19 protein-coding genes and 1 pseudogene are annotated in these 19,615 nt (G+C 71.2%); 12 read left to right on the top strand and 8 right to left on the bottom strand.

The window, feature by feature from the left end:
- Nucleotides 1-55: 55 nt before the first annotated feature.
- From AB0368_RS13990 to AB0368_RS13980, 3 genes are all read right to left on the bottom strand, one after another.
- Nucleotides 56-1,450 (bottom strand): M20/M25/M40 family metallo-hydrolase, encoded by a 1,395-nt coding sequence (locus AB0368_RS13990; protein WP_366154234.1) that lies wholly within the window; start codon nt 1,448-1,450, stop codon nt 56-58.
- 94 nt (nt 1,451-1,544) lie between these two features.
- Nucleotides 1,545-2,525, bottom strand: a complete 981-nt coding sequence (locus AB0368_RS13985) for a serine hydrolase (RefSeq protein ID WP_366154233.1) — start codon at nt 2,523-2,525, stop codon at nt 1,545-1,547.
- 52 nt (nt 2,526-2,577) lie between these two features.
- Nucleotides 2,578-3,282 (bottom strand): ElyC/SanA/YdcF family protein, encoded by a 705-nt coding sequence (locus tag AB0368_RS13980; RefSeq protein ID WP_366154232.1) that lies wholly within the window; start codon nt 3,280-3,282, stop codon nt 2,578-2,580.
- A gap of 7 nt (nt 3,283-3,289) precedes the next feature.
- Here AB0368_RS13980 and AB0368_RS13975 point away from each other — a divergent pair, with 7 nt between their 5' ends.
- On the top strand, nt 3,290-3,970 hold the full coding sequence (locus AB0368_RS13975) for a GNAT family N-acetyltransferase (RefSeq protein WP_366154231.1): 681 nt from the start codon (nt 3,290-3,292) through the stop codon (nt 3,968-3,970).
- Here AB0368_RS13975 and AB0368_RS13970 read toward each other — a convergent pair.
- Complete coding sequence (locus AB0368_RS13970; protein ID WP_366154230.1) at nt 3,962-6,205, bottom strand: glycoside hydrolase family 3 N-terminal domain-containing protein; 2,244 nt, start codon at nt 6,203-6,205, stop codon at nt 3,962-3,964. The genes AB0368_RS13975 and AB0368_RS13970 overlap by 9 nt on opposite strands.
- A gap of 414 nt (nt 6,206-6,619) precedes the next feature.
- Between AB0368_RS13970 and AB0368_RS13965 the strand changes: the two are divergent.
- Nucleotides 6,620-6,907, top strand: a pseudogene (locus AB0368_RS13965) (transposase); the annotation flags it as partial.
- Between the two features lie 82 nt (nt 6,908-6,989).
- Here AB0368_RS13965 and AB0368_RS13960 read toward each other — a convergent pair.
- The gene (locus AB0368_RS13960) at nt 6,990-7,931 is read right to left on the bottom strand and encodes a WYL domain-containing protein (protein ID WP_366154229.1); all 942 of its coding nucleotides are present in this window, start codon (nt 7,929-7,931) and stop codon (nt 6,990-6,992) included.
- A gap of 62 nt (nt 7,932-7,993) precedes the next feature.
- Here AB0368_RS13960 and AB0368_RS13955 point away from each other — a divergent pair, with 62 nt between their 5' ends.
- Entirely contained in the window at nt 7,994-8,878 is an 885-nt protein-coding gene (locus tag AB0368_RS13955) for a hypothetical protein (protein ID WP_366154228.1), read from the top strand.
- 279 nt (nt 8,879-9,157) lie between these two features.
- Nucleotides 9,158-10,231, top strand: a complete 1,074-nt coding sequence (locus AB0368_RS13950; RefSeq protein ID WP_366154227.1) for a chitinase — start codon at nt 9,158-9,160, stop codon at nt 10,229-10,231.
- A gap of 252 nt (nt 10,232-10,483) precedes the next feature.
- Here the strand turns inward: AB0368_RS13950 and AB0368_RS13945 are convergent, their stop codons facing one another.
- The 3 genes from AB0368_RS13945 to AB0368_RS13935 all read right to left on the bottom strand — a co-directional run bounded on the left by AB0368_RS13945 (nt 10,484) and on the right by AB0368_RS13935 (nt 11,748).
- Nucleotides 10,484-11,017, bottom strand: coding sequence for a TetR family transcriptional regulator (locus AB0368_RS13945; protein WP_366154578.1), 534 nt, complete (start codon nt 11,015-11,017; stop codon nt 10,484-10,486).
- 179 nt (nt 11,018-11,196) lie between these two features.
- Entirely contained in the window at nt 11,197-11,430 is a 234-nt protein-coding gene (locus tag AB0368_RS13940) for a hypothetical protein (RefSeq protein WP_366154226.1), read from the bottom strand.
- A gap of 9 nt (nt 11,431-11,439) precedes the next feature.
- Nucleotides 11,440-11,748: a hypothetical protein gene (locus AB0368_RS13935; RefSeq protein WP_366154225.1), complete on the bottom strand. Its 309-nt coding sequence runs from the start codon at nt 11,746-11,748 to the stop codon at nt 11,440-11,442.
- A 101-nt stretch (nt 11,749-11,849) separates the two neighbouring features.
- Here AB0368_RS13935 and argC point away from each other — a divergent pair, with 101 nt between their 5' ends.
- The 8 genes from argC to argG are packed head-to-tail and all read left to right on the top strand — an operon-like array spanning nt 11,850 to nt 19,612.
- The gene (argC, locus tag AB0368_RS13930) at nt 11,850-12,851 is read left to right on the top strand and encodes an N-acetyl-gamma-glutamyl-phosphate reductase (protein WP_366154224.1); all 1,002 of its coding nucleotides are present in this window, start codon (nt 11,850-11,852) and stop codon (nt 12,849-12,851) included.
- Nucleotides 12,848-14,023 (top strand): bifunctional glutamate N-acetyltransferase/amino-acid acetyltransferase ArgJ, encoded by a 1,176-nt coding sequence (argJ, locus tag AB0368_RS13925; RefSeq protein WP_366154223.1) that lies wholly within the window; start codon nt 12,848-12,850, stop codon nt 14,021-14,023. The genes argC and argJ overlap by 4 nt, the downstream gene beginning before the upstream one ends.
- On the top strand, nt 14,020-14,886 hold the full coding sequence (gene argB, locus AB0368_RS13920; RefSeq protein WP_366154222.1) for an acetylglutamate kinase: 867 nt from the start codon (nt 14,020-14,022) through the stop codon (nt 14,884-14,886). The genes argJ and argB overlap by 4 nt, the downstream gene beginning before the upstream one ends.
- The gene (locus tag AB0368_RS13915) at nt 14,883-16,040 is read left to right on the top strand and encodes an acetylornithine transaminase (protein WP_366154221.1); all 1,158 of its coding nucleotides are present in this window, start codon (nt 14,883-14,885) and stop codon (nt 16,038-16,040) included. The genes argB and AB0368_RS13915 overlap by 4 nt, the downstream gene beginning before the upstream one ends.
- Entirely contained in the window at nt 16,037-16,963 is a 927-nt protein-coding gene (gene argF, locus AB0368_RS13910; RefSeq protein WP_366154220.1) for an ornithine carbamoyltransferase, read from the top strand. Before AB0368_RS13915 ends, argF begins: the two co-directional genes overlap by 4 nt.
- Nucleotides 16,960-17,463, top strand: coding sequence for an arginine repressor (locus AB0368_RS13905; protein WP_366154219.1), 504 nt, complete (start codon nt 16,960-16,962; stop codon nt 17,461-17,463). Before argF ends, AB0368_RS13905 begins: the two co-directional genes overlap by 4 nt.
- Nucleotides 17,460-18,362, top strand: a complete 903-nt coding sequence (locus AB0368_RS13900) for a hypothetical protein (protein WP_366154218.1) — start codon at nt 17,460-17,462, stop codon at nt 18,360-18,362. Before AB0368_RS13905 ends, AB0368_RS13900 begins: the two co-directional genes overlap by 4 nt.
- Entirely contained in the window at nt 18,362-19,612 is a 1,251-nt protein-coding gene (gene argG, locus AB0368_RS13895; protein ID WP_366154217.1) for an argininosuccinate synthase, read from the top strand. Before AB0368_RS13900 ends, argG begins: the two co-directional genes overlap by 1 nt.
- Nucleotides 19,613-19,615 lie beyond the last annotated feature (3 nt).

Genomic DNA, 19,615 nt, shown 5'->3' with positions numbered 1-19,615 from the left:
AGGCAGGCGCCAGCGCACCCGGGTTTCCGCACGTCCGGAGCAGGGGAAGCCTCAGTCAGCCGGGTGTGGGAGCCGCTACCGGACTACGGTGGCCGTCCCGGTCGACGGCGCGGACGCCGAAGAATACGTTGTCCTTCGAAAGGTCGATCGTCACCGTCGCCACGTTGCCCACCGCCAGGACGTGCTGCCAGTCCGGGGCCGTCGTCTCGCGCCAGACCACCTCGTAGGACGCGAGGTCGGTCGAGGTCGACGGCTGCCAGCGCAGCGTCGTCTCGTTGGTGAGCCGCGTGGTGTCGATGACCACGCCCTTCGGTGTGCCCGGGGCCTGGGCGAGTGACCACAGCGCGGCGGCATTCACCCGGGCGACGCGGGCGATGTAGAAGAAGTCGCAGAACTCGACGAGGTCGCCGTACTGGACGCCGTTCTCCACGCGGACGTTCTGGTGCTCGTGGGCGAAGTTCTCCCGCGGTTCGGTGAGGCGCGCCGCGGGATAGCCGCGGAGCAGGAAGGAGATGTGGTCACTGCCACGGAGGTAACGGTCGCGGCGCCAGATCACGCGGACCTTCATCCCGGTCTGCGGGTTCTCCGCCACGTCCTTGACGAAGCGGCCCAGCTGCCGCGACGGCCCGTCGTTCTCGCCCCCGACCGACTGCCGGGTCGAGGCCTGCGCGGGCGTCTCGGACGTGGGCACTCCCTCGACGAACAACCGCACGGTACGGGGGTCGGCGACGGTCCCGTCGTGCGCGTCGCCGGTGCCGACGATGTCGTTGCTGAACATCGCCTGCACGTCCACCCCCGCGTCCTTGTACTGCTGGGCGAGGTGGTCGGAGCCGTACAGGCCCTGTTCCTCTCCCGCCACGGCGGCGAAGACGAGAGTGGCCTCGGTGCGCCGGGTCGCCATCACGCGGGCGAGCTCCATGACGACGGCCACGCCGGACGCGTCATCATCGGCGCCGGGTGCGTCGCTGGTGGCGTCCATGACGTCGGTGGCACGGGAGTCGTAGTGGCCGGTCACCACGTACACCCGCCCGGGGTCGCGCTTGCCCCGCAGGGTGGCGACGACGTTGGTGATCACGGTCGGCGTGGGGATGCGCGGGCCGGGCGGCTGGATGAACGACTGCAGCTCGACGGTCATCCGGCCGCCGGACGCGGCCGCGTACCGCTGGAGCTGCTCGTGGATCCAGTCCCGCGCCGCGCCGATGCCCCGCTCGGGATCGTCCTGGCTGGACAGTGTGTGCCGGGTGCCGAAGGCCGCCAGGCGGGTGACGATCGCCCCGATGCGGTGCGGGTCGATCTCCCTCAGGAGCGCCTTGAGGTCTCGATCGGGTGGCTGTCTGTGCAGCCCGGCGGCGTGCGCGGCACGGCCGAGCATCGGGGTCGCGGCGACGGCCGCGGAGGCCGACAGGAACGCGCGCCTGGAGGGCTGGGGCTGTTCGCGCTGATCTGTCATACCTCAGCATGCTTGTCCAGCGCGGACGAGATGTCCACGCTCATCGATGTCAGATCTTTTGCCTTGACCTGCCGCGGGATGGTTGTGCGGCGGCTCAGCCGCCGTTGACCGGTTTGAAGGCCGTCGGCGCCTTGCGCAGCGCCGCAGGTGTCGGCGGAAGATTGTCGAGCATGGTGCGGCCGATCACCGCGTGCGCCTGGACCGCCGGGTGGGTGGAGCCGTAGTTGTCGCGGTCGCCGAGGGCCTCCGCGAACATCGCGTACGTCAGCTTCGGCTTGCCGTCCGGTCCGAACATGATGCCGGCCTCGTGGCGGGACGCACCCAGGTTGTTGAAGTCGGCGCCGTACTTGGTGGCCACGCGGCTGCGTTCCTCGGAGGACATCGTGCGCCGGACGCCGTCGTGGTAGCCGTTGATCCAGCGGGTGATGCTCAGCAGGAAGGAGCACGACGACGGGGACAGCAGGGTCTTGGTGGCCAGCCGCCACAGGAGGTCGTGCATCTCCCGCGGGGTCGTGGTGCCGAGGTAGAAGCGGTTGGGGTTGGCGACCGGTTCGACGCGGGTGTGGACGAAGCCCTTCGCGGCCAGGATTTCGTTGATTTCCGCGGCGGGGACGACCAGGCCGCACAGCCGGACGGCGGTGTTGTCCGACACGAGCAGCATCGCCGTGAGGAAGTTGGCGACGGTGATCTGGTCGCCCCAGACCGTGTGCAGGAAGTAGATGCCGCTGCCGCCGAGGATGATGTCGGCCTGCAGGTCCAGCTTTTGGCCGAGGGTGAGCTGGCCCCGGTCGATCTTGTCCATCACGGCGGTGGCGACGGCGAGTTTCTGCACGCTGTAGCCGTACGTCACGTGGTCGATGTCGTCCTCGACGATCGGCTGGATCGCGCCGGTGTCGTCGACAGTGGCGATGTGCGAGTGCCACGTGCCGCCGGCTTTCGCCTTCTCCTGCTCGTACACCGACTTGATCGTGTCCGCTCCCACGGCGGCGGCGGGCGAGCTCATGCCGGCGGTCGCGGCCGCAGCGGCGGCGGCGCCCAGGCCGAGAGCGGAGCGGCGGGACAGGTGGGCTGGCATCGTTCTCCCTCGATGGACTGGCGGGCCGCCTGGGACCGTACACCACGGGCGCTCATCCCACTGCGGCCTCGACGCCGGCCTCGTGCGGCCCGAGGAACACCGGGTCGCGCCCCGATCCCACATCCAGCAGCGCCTTGACCACGGCACCGCGTTCCCGGGCGGCGCTGTGGTACCAGGGCTCGGTGTAGATCCGCACGCTGTCGTCGGCGACCCCCGAGGCGTCGATGCCGAGCTTGCGGCACAGTGTCACCGCCCGGTCGATGTGGTACGTCTGCGTCACCACGATCGCCGCGGCGACCCCGAACACCTGCTTCGCCCGGGCGCACGAGTCGTACGTGTCGAAGCCCGCGTGGTCGAGGACGATCCGCTCACTCGGTACCCCGTGGCCGATCAGCCAGGTGAACATCGCGCCCGGCTCGTTGTACGCCCATTCGCGGTGGTCACCGGAGACCAGGATGGCCCGGACCTTGCCGTCGGCCAGCAGCTGCCGGGCGATCTCGAGGCGCGCGGCGAGGAACGGCGAGGGGTTGCCGTCCGCGTAGACCTCCGCGCCGAGCACCAGGGCGACGGGCGCGGCGGGGACGTCCTTCACGGCGTACACGTGACCGTGGGCGACGGCCCGCACCCAGAGATCGCTCGCGGCCATGGCCAGCACCGAGGCGGCCAGGGCGAGCGCGCCCGCGACGAGGGTCTTCCGGAGGAGTTTCCGCACCCGGGCGAGGGTGCCAGGCGCGAGCAACCCGGCGCCCGCCATCATGGTCGTGATGATCGACGACGACCCGCTGCTGGCGTGGGCCGCGCAGGGCATGCGTACGGGGGTCCGCACCTGGACCCTGGGCGACGCGGCCGCGGTGGCCTGCCCCGGCCTCTCCCGCTTCGACCGCCTCGCCGTACGCGGCAGCGTCGCCGACGTGACCGAGCTGATCCGCCGGATCCGCCCCGAGGTTGACGGCTACCGGCCGGTGGGCGACGAGGAGCTCATCACGAAGCTTCCCGTTCTGCACACGCCCGTCGCATTCGGGTGGATGGACGCCACCTCGCCCACGGGAATCCGGAGTCGAAGAGCCCGATGGCTGGTCGACGACGCCGAGGTCGCGGCCTTCCTCGACACCCATCACCCGCACTCGTACGCCCGCCCCGGCGCCCCCGGTGTCACCCGGTGGGCGGGGATCCGCGACGACGAGGGTGCCCTCCTCGGTGTGGCGGCCGACGCCTGCTCGGCGCCGGGGATCGGCTTCCTGGGCGGGGTGGCGACCCGCTCGGACGCCCGCGGCCGGGGAGTGGCCACCGAACTGTGCGCCTTCGTGACCGACGAGCTGATCGCCGCGTACGGCCGGGTCGCGCTGATGGTCGGCCACGGCAACGCCGCGGCGGTGCGTACCTACGAGAAGCTCGGTTACACGATGCGGCGGATCGCGGCGGCGACGTTGGGGGCGTCAGGATAGGCGGAAGCGGGCGCGCAGCAGGTTCTTCGTCCTCGAGTCGGGGCCGACGAGCAGGTCGAAGTCGCCGGGCTCGACGACGCGCCGCCCGTCGGCGGTCACCAGCGAGCAGTCCCGCGCCGGCACCTCGAGCTCGACCGTGACGCTCTCGCCCGGTGCCACGGGCACCTGCCGGTACGCCTTCAGCTCCTTCGCCGCCCAGGTCACGCTGGTGACGAGGTCGCTGATGTACGCCTGCACGGTCTCCAGCGCCGGGCGGGTGCCGGTGTTGGTCAGCCGTACGGTGGCCCGGACGGTGCCGTCCACGCTCACGTCGGGCTCGGCGATGGTCAGGTCCGCGTACTCGATCGTGGTGTAGCTCAGGCCCTCGCCGAAGGCGAACAGCGGGTCCTGGCTCAGGTCGGCGTACCGGTTGCCGTGCTGGCCGCGGATCTGGTTGTAGTAGACCGGCTGCTGGCCGACGTGCCGGGCGGCCGAGACCGGCATCCGCCCGCTGGGCTCGATCAGGCCGAGGATCAGCTCGGCCAGTGCCCGGCCGCCGCGCATGCCGGGGTTGAACGCCTGCACGATCGCGTTGGCGCCCAGCGCGGACGGCGGCAGCACGGCGGGCTTGGAGTTCAGGAGGACGACCACGGTCGGCGTGTCCGCCGCCGCGAGGGCGTCCAGCAGCGCGACCTGGCCGCCCTGCAGTTCGAGGGTGGCCGTCGACTTGCTCTCGCCGGTCAGCGCCACGGTGTCGCCCACGACCACGACCGCGTAGTCCGCGGCCCGGGCGCAGGCGACCGCCTCGGCGATCATCGCGGGGTCGGGCTCGGCGGGCTGGGAGATCGGCGGGCGCGGCTGACCGTCCAGGTAGAACTCGCCGGCCGGGTCCGGCACGAGGCGCTCGATGTCGGCGCCGCGGGCGGTGGTGACGGTCCAGCCGGCCGGGGCGACGGCCCGGAAGCCGTCGAGCACCGTCTCGATCAGCTCGCGCGGCTGGCCGTCGGGCATCCAGTCCACCTGGCCGGAGGCGCCGGCCCAGTCGCCGAGCTGCGACTGCGGGTCGTCGGCGTTGGGGCCGATGACCGCGACGGTTTTCGGCGCGCCGGGCGGCAGCGGGAGGGTGCCGTCGTTGCGCAGCAGCACCAGCGACCGGCGGGCCACCTCGAGGTTGAGCGCGGCATGGTCCGGGTGCCCGATGACCGCCGCCTGCCGCTGGGCGTCGGGGGCGCGCGGGTTCTCGAAGAGGCCGAGTTCGAACTTCAGCCGCAGGATCCGGCGTACCGCGGCATCGATCTCCTCCTCGGCCAGCAGGCCGCGCTCCACCGCGCCCTGGGCACCCTCGAAGAACGCGGGGGTGGTCATGACCAGGTCGTTGCCGGCGCGGACCGCGACGGCCGCGGCCTCCACGTCGTCGGCGCAGACCTTCTGCTCCCACACCATGCGCCCGACGTTGTCCCAGTCGGTGACCAGCGTGCCGGTGAAGCCCCACTCGCCCTTCAGGACGTCGTTGAGCAGCCACTTGTTCGCGGTGATCGGCACGCCGTCGATCGACTGGTAGCCGAGCATGAAGGTGCGGCAGCCCTCGCGGGCCACCCGCTCGAACGGCGGCAGGAACCAGGCCCGCAGCTTGCGGGGGCTCAGGTCGGCCTCGCTGGCGTCGCGGCCACCCTGGGTCTCGGAGTAGCCGGCGAAGTGCTTCGCGGACGCGAGGACGGCGGTGGGGTCGGTCAGCCCGTCGCCCTGGTAGCCGCGGACCATCGCCGCGCCGAGCTCGCCGATCAGGAACGGGTCCTCGCCGAACGTCTCGTCGAGCCGGCCCCACCGCAGGTCCCGGGCGATGCACAGCACCGGTGAGAACGTCCAGTGGATGCCGGTCGCGGACACCTCGGTCGCGGTGATCCGGGCGACCCGCTCCACCAGGCCGGCGTCCCAGCTCGCCGCCATCGCCAGCTGGGTGGGGAAGACCGTGGCGCCGGGCCAGAAGCCGTGGCCGTGGATGCAGTCCTCGGCGGTGATCAGCGGGATGCCGAGCCGGGTGCCGGCGGCCATGTCGATCGCCTCGAGCATCCGCTCCGGGGAGGCGTGCAGGATCGAGCCGGCCAGCCGCGTGGTGACCGCGTCCTTCAGGTCGCGCCGCGCGTCGAGCTGCAGCATCTGCCCGACCTTCTCCGGCAGCGTCATCCGGCCCAGCAGGTCGGCGATCCGTTCCTCGACACCGAGGGCGGGATCACGGTACGGGTCGGCAGCGGCCACGATTCTCCTCCGGTCCGACCGCTGGACACGGTCTGCGAACTGCAACACATCGGCAGGCGTCGGAAGTGTCGCACGCACGGAACCGGTACCGGCGTCCGCGGGGATCGGCTTTTCGGTCAATGGGTACCGGAACCGGAGCTATCCGCTCACGTCGTGCGGCAGCGGCCCTACACCCCCCACCGCGCGGTCAGCGGCTACTTATTTGCTGGTGGTACGACCGCAGCCCGGCCAGGCTTGGTCGAGGTGACCGGCGGAACGCTCTGTCTGCGGCTGTCCACCGCGGTTTGGTGTGACTCTCTTTTGGCGTACGGCCTGCCGGTCACCGCGGCGCGGAGAGGCTCAAGAGGGGTATGCCCAGCTCGAAGTAGCGCTGCCCTCCCGCCGACGCATCGTCGGAACTGGGGAGGAACAACCATGGCGCGAGTCGTCATCGGCGTGGACCCGCACAAGCGCTCCGCGACTATCGAGATCATGAACCACCGCGAGAAGGCCGTCGGCAAAGGTCGCTTCGGCACCGACCGCGACGGCTATCAGGCGATGCTCGCCGCCGGCCGCAGACACACCGACCGCGTCTGGGCGGTCGAAGGCTGCAGCGGCATCGGCCGGCACGTCGCCCAGCGCCTGGTCGCTGACGGCGAAACTGTCCTCGATGTGCCCGCGAAGCTGTCCGCCCGAGCCCGCGTGTTCGCCACCGGCCAGGGCCGCAAGACCGACCCGGTCGACGCGCACAGCGTCGCCGTGGCCGCGTTGCGCATACTGCGGCATGCGCAGCTGGGTGACGGACCTACTCGCTGCGTGGCGTGGCTGCGCCGGGCTGGTAGAGGTGGATCACCGACTGGGCGGCCTCGATCAGCCCGGCGCGTACCTGCGGCGGGGCCAGTACCTCAACCTGGGTGCCGAAGCCGAGCAAACTGCCGACGGCATGGGCGACGCCGTCGAACCGGGCGTGCAGCACCGGTCCGATGCCGGTGATCCCCAGGACTCGCCGGACGCGGCCGAGCGCGTCCGGGCGTACGGAAATCGTCACCGCAAGGTCTCGCGGCCGGACCTCGACCCGCTCGCGGAGCTCGGCCCACGTCGTGGCCAGGTCAACGCCGTCCGGCCGGATCGCCGGGTCGGGACGGACGGTCAAGTCCTGGATCCGCGAAACCCGCAACAGGGCCGGCTCCGTGGTCACCAGATACCAGACGCCGGCCTTGGCGACCAGGCCGAGCGGATCTGCGGTCACCCGGCGGTGGCGGGACTCGCTGTCGCGATAGTCCAGCTCGACGCGCCGGCCTTGGATCACCGCGTCGTGCAGGGCCGGCAGCAGTGGCACTGCCTCGCCCGAGCGGTGCCACGGGTCCACGTCCACCATCACGCGGGCCCGGCCCTGTTCGACGCCGCTGCGTAGGGCACGGCCGCCAGCCGCGGCGATCTTCTCGATCGCCATGTCGAGGGCGTCGCCCAAGCCGAGATCGGCTGCGAGCCGGTGCTGGCCGACCGCGAGTCCGGCGCCCTCGGCCTGGCTCAAGTGGGCGACTCCGCCGCGGTAGGTATCGAGCAGCCGGATGCCGCCGCCGCGGCCACGCTCGGTGTAGACCGGAATGCCGGCCGCGCTCAGCGCCGCCACGTCACGCAGCACCGTACGCACCGACACCTCGAGCCGCTCGGCCAGCTCAGGCGCGGATGCGCCGGACCGGGCCTGCAGGAGCAGGACCAGGGACAGCAAACGATCCGCGCGCATCCCTGAAGATTAACTGGAAAACATGACATCGGGTGTCCGGTATGGCGGCGCAGGCTATGGGCATGGAAACGATGATTCAAGGGCCTTACGACATGGCTCGTCAGGGCAGGCACTTCGGCGGATGGGTGCGCAGCACCGACGGCGGCATCGTGATGGCCTTTCCGGCCGAGGACTGGACGCACTCGGCGGCGGTGGTGCTGCGCCAACGAGGTAACACCGTCGAGGGTCAGGTGCAGGGCGGGGGACGAGCGGCATGGGAGCAGGCTCTCGCGGTCCTGTCGCTGGACGAGGACGGCAGCGGCTATCCGGCCGTCGGCGACCGTGACCCGGTGCTCGGCGCGCTGCAACGGGAATGGGACTATCTGCGGCCGGTGCTGTTCCACTCGCCGTACGAGGCGGCATGCGCGTTCGTCATCGGCCACCGGATCCGGATCACCCAGCAGCGGGCGATCCGGCAGCGCATCGCCCGCGAGCACGGCGAGGCGTTTGAGATCGCGGGCGCCGTCGTGCACGCGTTCCCCACGCCGCAACGGCTGCGAAAGCTGACCGCGATTCCCGGCGTCGCCCTGGACAAGGTGGCCAAGCTGCACGCGATCGCGGACGCCGCGATGCAGGGGCGGCTGGACCGGGCCCGGCTACGGGCGCAGCCGGCCGACGAGGCGATCGCAGAGATGCGTACGCTGCCCGGCGTCGGCCCGTTCTTCGCCACCGGCATCGTGCTCCGCGGCGCCGGGCGCACCGACGCCGTACCGGTAGAGGCCATCACCAGGGCCGGAATCGGCCGCCTCTACGGACTGGCCACCGAGCCGGACGACGCCGAGGTCGAACGGATCACTGCGGCCTGGGCGCCGTACCGGATGTGGTGCTCGGTACTGGTGCACGCGTGGGAACGCGGCGAACGGGTGGAATCAGGATCCCGCCCCGCGCCGAAGCGAAGCCAGCCGTGAGTACGGCGCACTTCTCGACATTGACAGGTCGATCGCGGTTCGACCGCCGACGCCCACGACCGCCGAACTCTTCTCTTCGGCGTGGATCTACGTGCACGCGGCGCCGACGCGTCGAGGTCGGCGGGCGGCGATGCGGTCAGGCCCCGGAACCGTGACCGGGCTTGATGCGTAGCCCTGCGCCTTCTGCCACCGCAACCGTTGACATGGGTGGCGGTCGATCCTACGGTCTGATCGTCAAACAGTTTAACTATTGCAGATAGACGGTAGGGAAGGCCGACCATGCCGCTCACCCGCCCCCTCGCTCGCGGACTTATCGCCGCCGCCACCGCTGTCACGGCGATCGTCGCCGGTGCGGGTCCCGCGGCCAGTGCCGCGTACGCCGGAGATTCTCACCGGTCTTTCCCCGCGCACGTGTTCGCGCCGTACTTCCAGGCGTACACCGACGCCAACCCTGCCGAGGTGAGCAAGGCGTCGGGGGCGCGTTACCTCACCATGGCGTTCCTGCAGACGCAGGTGACCGGTTCCTGCGACATCCTGTGGAACGGCGACCCGGCCAAGCCGATTGCCGGGTCCGTGTTCGGGCCGGAGATTGCCCGGATCCGGGCCACCGGTGGTGACGTCGTGCCGTCGTTCGGCGGATACAGCGCGGACAGCACCGCTACCGAGATCGCCGACAGTTGCACCGACGTCGCCCGGATCGCCGCCGCGTACCAGAAGGTCATCACGACCTACGACGTCACCCGGCTCGACATGGACATCGAAGACGCCTCGCTGGACAACACCGCGGCCATCGACCGGCGCAACCAGGCCATCCACCTTGTACAGCGGTGGGCTCAGCGGCACCACCGGCCATTGCAGATCGTCTACACCCTGCCGACAACGCCGGCCGGCCTCGAACCCAACGCCGTCAACGTGCTGACCAGCGCGATCAGATACGGCGCCCGGGTCGACATCGTTAACATCATGACCTTCGACTACTACGACGACCAGCCGCACGACATGGCCGCCGACACCAAGACGGCGGCGAATGGCCTGCTCACCACGCTTCGCGCACTGCATCCCCACCGATCCACCGCGCACCTGTGGAACATGGTCGGGATCACCGAGATGATCGGCATTGACGACTACGGCACCGGCGGCGAAACCGGACCCCTCGAGGTGTTCACCCTCGCCGACGCGCGCGCCGTCACCCGGTGGGCGATCGGCCACAACATCGGCCAACTCTCCTTCTGGGCCCTGGGCCGCGACAACGGCGGGTGCCCCGGCACCGCGGGGTCCGACGAGTGCTCCGGTGTCGCCCAGAAGCCGTACCAATTCACCCACATCATGGCGCCGTTCACGCACCGCCGCTGAACCCGTCCGACGAGCGGGCCACTCCCCGGGGGGCGGCCCGCTCGCACACCAGCGGACGGGCTCACGCGTCAAACCTAAGACCAGTGACAGCGACCGACGCTCGCAGAGCCCGCATGCGCTACCCGGGTCGCGGAAGCGTGCCCGGAGGCGACCGCTCACGTCCCGATCAACGTCAGGATCGCAGTCGATGTCGAAGGCCCGGCGTTACGGCCGTGCGCGTCGTGTGCGGGCCGACGCCGTTTCGGGCGCAATTCAGTGTTCGGCGCCACCATTTCGTCTGTGAAACTTGCCGTCGAGCCGCAACTCGACACCGTCACGGCGGCCGGAGCGGTCGCGCAGGCCGTCGAGAACGATTCCCAGCAGGTGCCGGGCCCGGGCGTCGAACTCCGCCGCGTCCAGACGGGACAGGTACCCGATGAGGATGACGACGTCACGGGCATCGACGTCAGGCCGGATCTCGCCGGCCGCCCTGCCGGCATCGAGCAACATAGTGATGGCGTCGCCGATCGGGCCCAGGCTGCGCACCGAGAGGTCTTCCCAGGTCGCCACCTCTAGCGCGGCGAACACGCCGCGCTTGATCTGTGCGTACTCCGCGACCCGATCAAACCAAGCCTGCAGGGCGGTGATCGGATCGTGCCGCTCCAGCAGTGTGCCGGCGGTAGCGACCAGATCGTCGACGTCGGCGCGATAGACCTCCGCGAGCAGGTCGGCCCGGGTCGGGAAATGCCGGTAGAGAGTGCCCTGGCCGACTCCCGCGCGCTGAGCGACCGCGCAGACCTCGACCAGTTGGTGACGCGCACAGTCGACGAGTTCGGCCGGATCGACGTGCCGACGATGTCGAAATCGGCGACATCGTCATCCGCCCGACTCGGCAGGGATGACCGGAAGTCGTACCTGCCCTGAGCGTCAGTCATCGCCGGCGGTGGACAAAAGCCATTCGATGAAAGCGGCGGCGACCCGCCCGCTCAGACGCCGGCCTCGCTGTCGTCCACGCTGGGCACCTCGACGCCGGCAGAGGTCAGCGCATCCAGCCGGTCGCGGCCCGCCCGCTTCTCCTGCTCGGCCAGGGTCGCGTACTCGGCCTGCACGGACGGGTCCACGAGGTCCTCCACCCGGTCGAAGAAACGCTGGGTCGCCCGGACCGCCTCGGCGTAGGCCTGCGCGGTCGAGCGGATGCGGAGCAGATCCTGGTCAGCCATACCGGCCTCTTACCCCGCCCGGCCCTCACCTACCAGCCGGCCGGCACGCTGGGTCCGCAGCGGCTCGGGGAGCTCCAATCCGGCGCAGTGCGCCGCCTCCGCGGAGGCGTTGATGTCCGCGAGGATCTTCGCGGCCGACCGCGGGAGCCGGCCTCGATCTCCGCGTCGCGGGTCTCCTGGCTCGGGTACGGCGGCTCGCAGTGCAGGGCCCGGCGCGGCGCCTCGCCGCCGCGGGCGACGTGGGGTGAGCACGTGGCCGCGGGTCCAGCCGGGCAGCAGCGACGGCTGCCGGCTGTCCTCGTCGATTGCCTCCAGCATGCGTCGACCCTGATGCCCGCGAAGGTGACCGGCGGCATATGCGCTTGCCGCCCGGATGTCCTCCGTTATACGGTTCTCTGCATAGTCATGCGGAGGTAAGTATGGGAATCCGGGTCGCTGTCGCCGGTGCGAGTGGGTACGCCGGGGGTGAGCTGCTGCGCCTGATCGCCGGGCACCCCGAGCTCGACCTCGTCGCCGCCACGGCGCACACGCAGGCGGGCATGCCCGTCTCGGCCGTACACCCGCAGCTCGTGGGTTGGGATCTGCCGCTCGTCGCCACCGAGGCGGACGTGCTGAGCGACGCCGATCTGGTCTTCCTCGCGCTGCCGCACGGGCAGTCGGCGGCGCTCGCCGCGCAGGTGCCGGACGGCGTCAAGATCGTCGACCTGGGTGCCGACTTCCGGCTGGCCGACGCCGCGGCCTGGGAGCGGTACTACGGCGGTGCGCACGCCGGGACGTGGACGTACGGGCTGCCCGAACTGCCGGGGCAGCGGGCCGCCATCGCCGCGAGCCACCGGGTCGCCAACACCGGCTGCTACGCGGCCACCATCACCCTGGCGCTCGCGCCGCTCATCGCCGCCGGGGTCGCCGATCCCGCCGACGTCGTGGTCGTCGCCGCCTCCGGCACCTCGGGGGCCGGGCGGGCCGCGAAGGTCAACCTGCTGGGCAGCGAGGTGATGGGGGACCTGAGTCCGTACAAGGTGGGCGCGCACCAGCACGTGCCCGAGATCAAGCAGGCGTCCGGGGCGGACTCGCTGTCGATGACGCCCGTGCTCGCGCCGATGCCACGGGGCATTCTCGCCACCGTCACGGCCAGGCCGATCGGACGGACGCACCCCCGCGAGGTGTTGCAGGCCGCGTACGCGGACGAGCCGTTCGTGCACGTGCTGCCCGAGGGCGCCTGGCCGCACACCGCCGCCACCCTCGGCTCCAATTCCTGCCACCTGCAGGCGACGCTGGACGCCGACTCGGGTCGCATCGTCGTGCTGAGCGCGCTCGACAATCTCGGCAAGGGCGCCGCCTCCCAGGCCGTGCAGTGCGCCAACCTCATGCTCGGACTGCCCGAGACGGCCGGCCTCTCGGCGTACGGGGTGACGCCGTGACCGTCACCTCACCCAAGGGTTTCCGCGCCTCCGGTATCGCCGCCGGGCTGAAGGCCAGCGGCGGCGCCGACGTCGCCGTCGTGGTCAACGACGGTCCCGACGCCACGGTCGCCGGCGTCTTCACCGCCAACCGGGTCAAGGCCGCGCCCGTGCTCTGGAGCCAGCAAGTGCTCAAGGGCGGCGTGGTGCGCGCGGTCGTGCTCAACTCCGGCGGCGCCAACGCGTGCACCGGCACGCAGGGCTTCCGTGACACCCACGCCACCGCCGAACACACCGCCGCGGCGCTGCGCAGCGGGTCGAAGAAGCCGCTGCTCATCGGCGCCGGCGACGTCGCGGTGTGCTCAACCGGGCTCATCGGTGAGCTGCTGCCGATGGACAAGCTGCTGCCCGGGGTGACCGCGGCGGTCAAGGCGCTGGACACCGGCGGCGGCGGGAAGGCCGCCGAGGCGATCATGACGACCGACACGGTCGCGAAGAACGTGCACGTCGAACGGGACGGCTGGTCCGTCGGGGGCATCGCCAAGGGCGCGGGGATGCTGGCGCCTGCGCTGGCCACGATGCTGGTCGTGCTCACCACCGACGCGGTCGCCGGCTCGGAGGCGCTGGACACGGCGCTGCGCGAGGCGACCCGGCTGACCTTCGACCGGATCGACGCCGACGGGTGCATGTCCACCAACGACACCGTGCTCCTGCTGGCCAGCGGCGCCTCCGACGTGCAGCCCGAGCAGGACGAGCTGACGGCCGCCGTCACCGAGGCCTGCCACGCGCTGGCGCAGCAGCTCATCGCCGATGCGGAGGGCGCCACCAAGCACATCGCCATCGAGGTGCTCGGTGCGGCGAGCGAGGCGGACGCGGTCGAGGTCGGGCGTACGGTGGCCGGCAACAACCTGGTCAAGACCGCGATGTTCGGCAACGACCCGAACTGGGGCCGGATCCTCGCCGCGGTCGGCACGACGAAAGCGGCGTTCGCGCCCGACCGCGTCGACGTCGGCGTCAACGGCGTGTGGGTGTGCAAGGGCGGCGCCGCCGCGGAGGACCGCTCCAAGGTGGACCTGAGCGGGCGCGACGTCACCATCCAGGTGCACCTGCACGAGGGGGAGATGGACGCGACGATCTGGACCACGGACCTGTCGCACGCGTACGTCCACGAGAACTCGGCGTACAGCACATGACCCCGCAGGAGAAGGCGGCCGTCCTCATCGAGACGCTGCCGTGGCTCGAGCGCTTCCACGGCTCGACGGTCGTCGTCAAGTACGGCGGCAACGCGATGATCGAACCCGAGCTGCAGCGTGCCTTCGCGGCCGACATGGTCTTCCTCCGGTACGCCGGCATCAAGCCGGTCGTGGTGCACGGCGGCGGCCCGCAGATCTCGGCGATGCTGACCAAGCTCGGCATCGAGAGCGAGTTCCGGGGCGGCCTGCGCGTCACCACGCCCGAGGCGATGGACGTGGTGCGGATGGTGCTGGTCGGCCAGGTCGGGCGGGAGCTCGTCGGCCTGATCAACGAGCACGGCCCGTTCGCGGTCGGGCTCTCCGGCGAGGACGCGCGGCTGTTCACCGCCGTCCGCCGGCACGCCGTGATCGACGGCGAGCCGCTCGACATCGGTCAGGTCGGCGACGTCGCCGCGGTGGACACCTCGGCCGTCGACGACCTCATCGCCGCCGGGCGCATCCCGGTGGTCGCCGGCGTCGCCCCCGACGCCGACGGGGTGGTGCACAACGTCAACGCCGACACCGCCGCGTCCGCGCTCGCCGTCGCGCTCGGCGCCCGCAAGCTGGTCGTGCTCACCGACGTGCCGGGCCTCTACACGAACTGGCCGGACACGTCGTCGCTCACCTCGCAGATCGACGCGGACGCGCTGGCGAAGCTGCTGCCGAGCCTGGAGTCGGGCATGGTCCCCAAGATGGAGGCCTGCCTGCGCGCCGTGCAGGGCGGCGTGCCCGCGGCGCACGTCGTCGACGGCCGGGTCCCGCACTCGACGCTGCTCGAAGTTTTCACCTCGGAAGGATTCGGGACGATGGTGGTGCCCTCATGAGTGCGCTGATCGAACGCTGGCAGCAGAGCCTGATGAACAACTATGGCACCCCTTCGCTGGGCCTGGTGAGCGGCTCGGGCGCGGTGCTGACGGACGAGGACGGCAAGCAGTACGTCGACATGCTCGGCGGCATCGCGGTCAACGCGCTCGGCCACGCCCACCCGGCGGTCGTCCAGGCCGTCACCCAGCAGATCTCCACGCTGGGCCACGTCTCCAACTTCTATGTCGCCGAGCCGCCCGTGGCCCTCGCCGAGCTGTTGCTCGCGCTCGCCGGGCGCCCCGGCCGGGTCGTCTTCGGCAACTCCGGCGCCGAGGCCAACGAGGCCGCGTTCAAGCTGTCCCGCCTCACCGGGCGCACCCACGTGGTCGCCACCGAGGGCGCCTTCCACGGCCGCACGATGGGTGCGCTCGCCCTCACCGGGCAGCCGGCCAAGGCGGACCCGTTCCGGCCGCTGCCGGGAGACGTCACGCATGTCCCGTACGGCGACAGCGACGCGCTCGCGGCCGCGGTGACCGACGAGACCGCCATGCTCATCCTCGAGCCGATCCAGGGCGAGATGGGTGTGATCGTGCCGCCGCCCGGCTACCTCGCCGCCGCCCGGGAGATCTGCACGCGTACGGGCGCGCTGCTGGTCCTGGACGAGGTGCAGACGGGGATCGGCCGCACCGGGCACTGGTTCCACCACCAGAGCGAGGGCGTCGAGCCGGACGTCGTCACGCTCGCCAAGGGCCTCGGCGGCGGGCTGCCCATCGGCGCCTGCCTCGCCTTCGGCAGGGCTGCCCAGCTGTTCACCCCCGGCTCGCACGGCACCACGTTCGGCGGCAACCCGGTGAGCTGCGCCGCCGGCCTCGCGGTCATCCGGACGATCGCGGGGGAGGGGCTGCTCGACCACGTCAAGCGGGTCGGTGAGCTGATCCGCCGCGGCATCGAGGGCCTGGACCACCCGCTGGTCTCCGGCGTCCGCGGCGCGGGCCTGCTGCTCGGCATCGTCCTCACCGAGCCGGTCTCCGCCGACCTGGCCGGCCGGCTGAGGGACAAGGGTTTCCTGGTCAACGCCGTCCAGCCGGACGCGATCCGGCTCGCCCCGCCACTGGTGCTCACCAGCGAGCAGGCTGAGGCCTTCGTCGCCGCCTTCCAGGAGGTTCTCTCATGATCCGCCACTTCCTGCGGGACGACGACCTGAGCCCGGCCGAGCAGAGCGCCGTGCTCGACCTCGCCGCGGCGATGAAGGCCGAGCGGTTCCGCTTCCGGCCGCTGGCGGGCCCGAAGTCGGTCGCGGTCTTCTTCGACAAGGTGAGCCTGCGGACCCGGCTGTCGTTCGAGACCGGCATCTCGGAGCTGGGCGGCAACGCGATGATCGTGGACACCCAGGCCACCCACTTCGGCCGGGGCGAGACCCTCGCCGACGCGGGCCGGGTCGTCTCGCGCTACGTGTCGGCGATCGTCTTCCGCACCTCCGGCGACGAGCGGCTCGCCGAGCTCGCGTCCGATGTGCAGGTTCCCGTGGTCAACGCGCTGACCGACGGCTTCCACCCCTGCCAGCTGCTCGCCGACCTTCAGACCATCCGGGAGCGGCTGGGTGCCACGGCCGGGCGGACGCTCGCGTACGTGGGGGATGCGGCGAACAACATGGCGCACTCGTACCTGCTGGCCGGCGCCACCGCGGGCATGCACGTGCGGGTCGCCGGCCCGGCCGGATTCGACCCCGATCCCGCGGTCGTGGCGGAGGCGGGCGAGATCGCCGTCGGCACCGGCGGGTCGGTCAGCGTGCTGCGGGACCCGTCCGAGGCCGCGAAGGGCGCCGACGTGCTCGCCACCGACGCGTGGACCTCCATGGGCCAGGAGGACGACGGGATCGACCGGCTCACGCCGTTCTGGCCGTACCAGATCAACCAGGACCTGCTCGCAGCGGCCGCACCCGGCGCGATCGTCCTGCACTGCCTCCCGGCGCACCGCGGCGAGGAGATCACCGACGAGGTGCTGGACGGCCCGCAGAGCGCGGTCTTCGACCAGGCCGAGAACCGCCTGCACGCCCAGAAGGCGCTGCTCGCCTGGCTGCTGGAGGCGTCCTTGTGACCGGCCCCGGCACCCGCGCCGCACGGCACGCGCGCATCGTCGACCTGATCCGGGACAAGGCCGTACGGTCGCAGACGGAGCTCGCCGAGCTGCTGGCCCTCGACGGCGTCCAGGTCACCCAGGCGACGCTCTCGCGCGACCTCGAGGAGCTGCGTGCCGTCAAGGCGGGCGGCGTCTACGTCATCCCCGAGGACGGGCTGCCCGCGCTGCGCCCGGTCGAGCAGGCGCCGGCCCGGCTCATCCGGCTCCTGCGCGAGCTGCTGAACTCGGTCGACGTCAGCGGCAACCTCGTCGTGCTGCGGGTGCCGCCCGGCGCCGCACAGTTCCTGGCCAGCGCCCTGGACCGGTCCGGGCTGCCGGACGTGGTCGGCACGATCGCCGGCGACGACACCATCCTCGTGGTGGCCCGCGAACCGGCCCCCGACACCGGGTCCGGCGCCCGCCTGGCCGAGAAGCTCACGGCCTGGAGCCGTACGGACAACGAAGGGAACCTGCCGTGATCGCGCAGCAGCCCGCCGTCGAGGCCCACTTCCCGGGCTTCGCCGACAACATGCAGAAGCTCCAGACCCACGGGCTCGAGTTCTACCTGGCCTCGAACGACACGCTGCGTCCGTTCCTCAACGAGGCGCCGTACGGCCACAAGCTCACCTGGCTCGACTTCACCGACACCAGCGCGGACAAGGGCTGGGACACCGGCGAGTTCCTCAACCTGTTCAACGTGATCAACGGCATCGCGTTCGGCGACCGGGGCATCCCGATGCCGCAGTGGGTGATGGTCGACCTGATCCTCATGCCGTCGGCCGCGGTGATCGCCGCCCTTCCCCAGGCCCAGTTCACCGAGACGCTGGAGACCAGCGCCTTCGACGACGACGCCAAGCGGCACCTGCGGGCGGTCTTCGAGAAGGTGAAGCAGAGCGACTACAACGGCCCGATCCCGATCGGCGGCTACTGCGCGGCGCCGAGCGCGGCGCCGGGCACCTGGGTCGGCTGGTCACTGTGGTCGGTGATGACCAATGTCGGTCTGGGCCGGGCGCTCAAGGCCCTCGCCCTGTCGGTCTACCAGGCCAAGAAGCTCGACGGCGTGACGCAGTACGACAACACCGCCCTGCGGGTGCACACCCGGTTCGGCCGCCTCCAGATCCTGGTGGCGACGGTGCCTTTCCACACGTCGCCCGGCTCGTTCGTCTACGAGAACGACTTCACCGTCCCGCCGGCCGAGGCCGAGCCGGAGCCGACGTTCCTGCTCGACCCGTTCGACTACGAGCGCCAGCGAGCCATGCAGAAGGCCATCGAGGCCCGGGAAAGCACGTACTACGTGCTCAAGCCCGGCCACCTCGTGCAGGACGGGACGTCGTACGTGCCGATCCTCGAACTCCCGTACCCGTCCGAAGGAAACTGATGTCCAAGCGCAAGATCGTCCTCGCGTTCTCCGGCGGCCTCGACACGTCGTACGCCCTGGTCTCCCTGCGGGAGCAGGGCTGGGAGGTGCTGACCGCCAACATCGACACCGGCGGCCTGCACAGCGGCGAGGCCGACGTGGTCCGCAAGCGCGCGGAGGAGCTCGGCGCGGCGGAGCACTTCGTCATCGACGCGCGCGAGGAGCTCTACTCCCGCGTCATCACGTACGCGATCAAAGCCAACTACCTGCGCAACGGCGGCTACCCGTCGTGCGTGGGCGCCGAACGGCTGGTGCAGGCCGAGAAGGTCGTGCAGGCCGCGATCGACAACGGCGCGGAGGCCGTCGCCCACGGCTCCACCGGCGCCGGCGCCGACCACGTGCGCTACGACTCGGTGATCCGCGCCCTGGCGCCGCAGATGGAGATCATCACCCCGATCCGCGACGAGCGGCTGACCCGGGAGTACGAGCGCGACTACCTGCTCGAGCGGGGCTTCCACACGCCGGAGAAGGTGACCACGTACTCGATCAACGAGGGGCTGATCGGCACCTCGATCGGCGGCAAGGAGACGTACGGCTCCTGGGACTACCTGCCCGAGGACGCGTGGACGTACACGAAGTCGATCGCGGACGCGCCGGCCGACGGCGTCGAGCTGATCCTGGCCTTCGAGAAGGGCGAGGTGGTCTCCGCGACCACGCCCGACGGCACCCCGATCGAGGGTACGGGCCCCGGCGCACCGAACTACGCGATCCTGCGTGCGCTGAACGTTTTGGCCGCCGAGCACGGCGTGGGCCGCGGCATCCACATGGGCTCGACGATGGTGGGGAACCTGGCCCGCGTCGGCTTCGAGGCGCCCGGCATGCTGACGCTGATCGCCGCGCACCGCGAGCTGGAGCGGCTCGTCCTCAGCAACCGCCAGCAGGCCACCAAGGCCACGTTGGGCACCACGTACGGCGACCTGCTGCACGAGGCGGTCTACTACGACCCGATCCTGGGCGACTTCCGCGCGTTCCTGGACAGCAGCCAGCAGCGGGTCACCGGCGCCGTCCGCGTCAAGCTCATCAAGGGCAACGTGATCCCGCTGGGCAGCCGCAGCCCGCACAGCCTGCTCGACGCGGCCACCCGGCAGGGCGTCGTCTACGGCTACGGGTCCTCGTTGTGGACCGGCGAGCAGGCCCGCGCGTTCGCCCACATGTACGCGATTCCCGGCGCCATCGCCCAAAATGCGGGCTTGCAGAACGACAAGCCCTGACGT

It is taken from the genome of Actinoplanes sp. NPDC051475, assembly GCF_040689425.1.
Lineage (GTDB): Bacteria > Actinomycetota > Actinomycetes > Mycobacteriales > Micromonosporaceae > Actinoplanes.
Note: the sequence above shows the minus strand (reverse complement) of the source record. Positions and strands in the feature narration are given on the sequence as shown.

Bases quoted from the DNA above. Each gene is read 5' to 3' on its own strand.
- AB0368_RS13990 (WP_366154234.1), bottom strand. From the start codon at position 1,450: ATGACAGATCAGCGCGAACAGCCCCAGCCCTCCAGGCGCGCGTTCCTG.
- AB0368_RS13985 (WP_366154233.1), bottom strand. From the start codon at position 2,525: ATGCCAGCCCACCTGTCCCGCCGCTCCGCTCTCGGCCTGGGCGCCGCC.
- AB0368_RS13980 (WP_366154232.1), bottom strand. From the start codon at position 3,282: ATGATGGCGGGCGCCGGGTTGCTCGCGCCTGGCACCCTCGCCCGGGTG.
- AB0368_RS13975 (WP_366154231.1), top strand. From the start codon at position 3,290: ATGATCGACGACGACCCGCTGCTGGCGTGGGCCGCGCAGGGCATGCGT.
- AB0368_RS13960 (WP_366154229.1), bottom strand. From the start codon at position 7,931: ATGCGCGCGGATCGTTTGCTGTCCCTGGTCCTGCTCCTGCAGGCCCGG.
- AB0368_RS13955 (WP_366154228.1), top strand. From the start codon at position 7,994: ATGGAAACGATGATTCAAGGGCCTTACGACATGGCTCGTCAGGGCAGG.
- AB0368_RS13950 (WP_366154227.1), top strand. From the start codon at position 9,158: ATGCCGCTCACCCGCCCCCTCGCTCGCGGACTTATCGCCGCCGCCACC.
- AB0368_RS13940 (WP_366154226.1), bottom strand. From the start codon at position 11,430: ATGGCTGACCAGGATCTGCTCCGCATCCGCTCGACCGCGCAGGCCTAC.
- AB0368_RS13935 (WP_366154225.1), bottom strand. From the start codon at position 11,748: ATGCTGGAGGCAATCGACGAGGACAGCCGGCAGCCGTCGCTGCTGCCC.
- argC (WP_366154224.1), top strand. From the start codon at position 11,850: ATGGGAATCCGGGTCGCTGTCGCCGGTGCGAGTGGGTACGCCGGGGGT.
- argB (WP_366154222.1), top strand. From the start codon at position 14,020: ATGACCCCGCAGGAGAAGGCGGCCGTCCTCATCGAGACGCTGCCGTGG.
- AB0368_RS13915 (WP_366154221.1), top strand. From the start codon at position 14,883: ATGAGTGCGCTGATCGAACGCTGGCAGCAGAGCCTGATGAACAACTAT.
- argF (WP_366154220.1), top strand. From the start codon at position 16,037: ATGATCCGCCACTTCCTGCGGGACGACGACCTGAGCCCGGCCGAGCAG.
- argG (WP_366154217.1), top strand. From the start codon at position 18,362: ATGTCCAAGCGCAAGATCGTCCTCGCGTTCTCCGGCGGCCTCGACACG.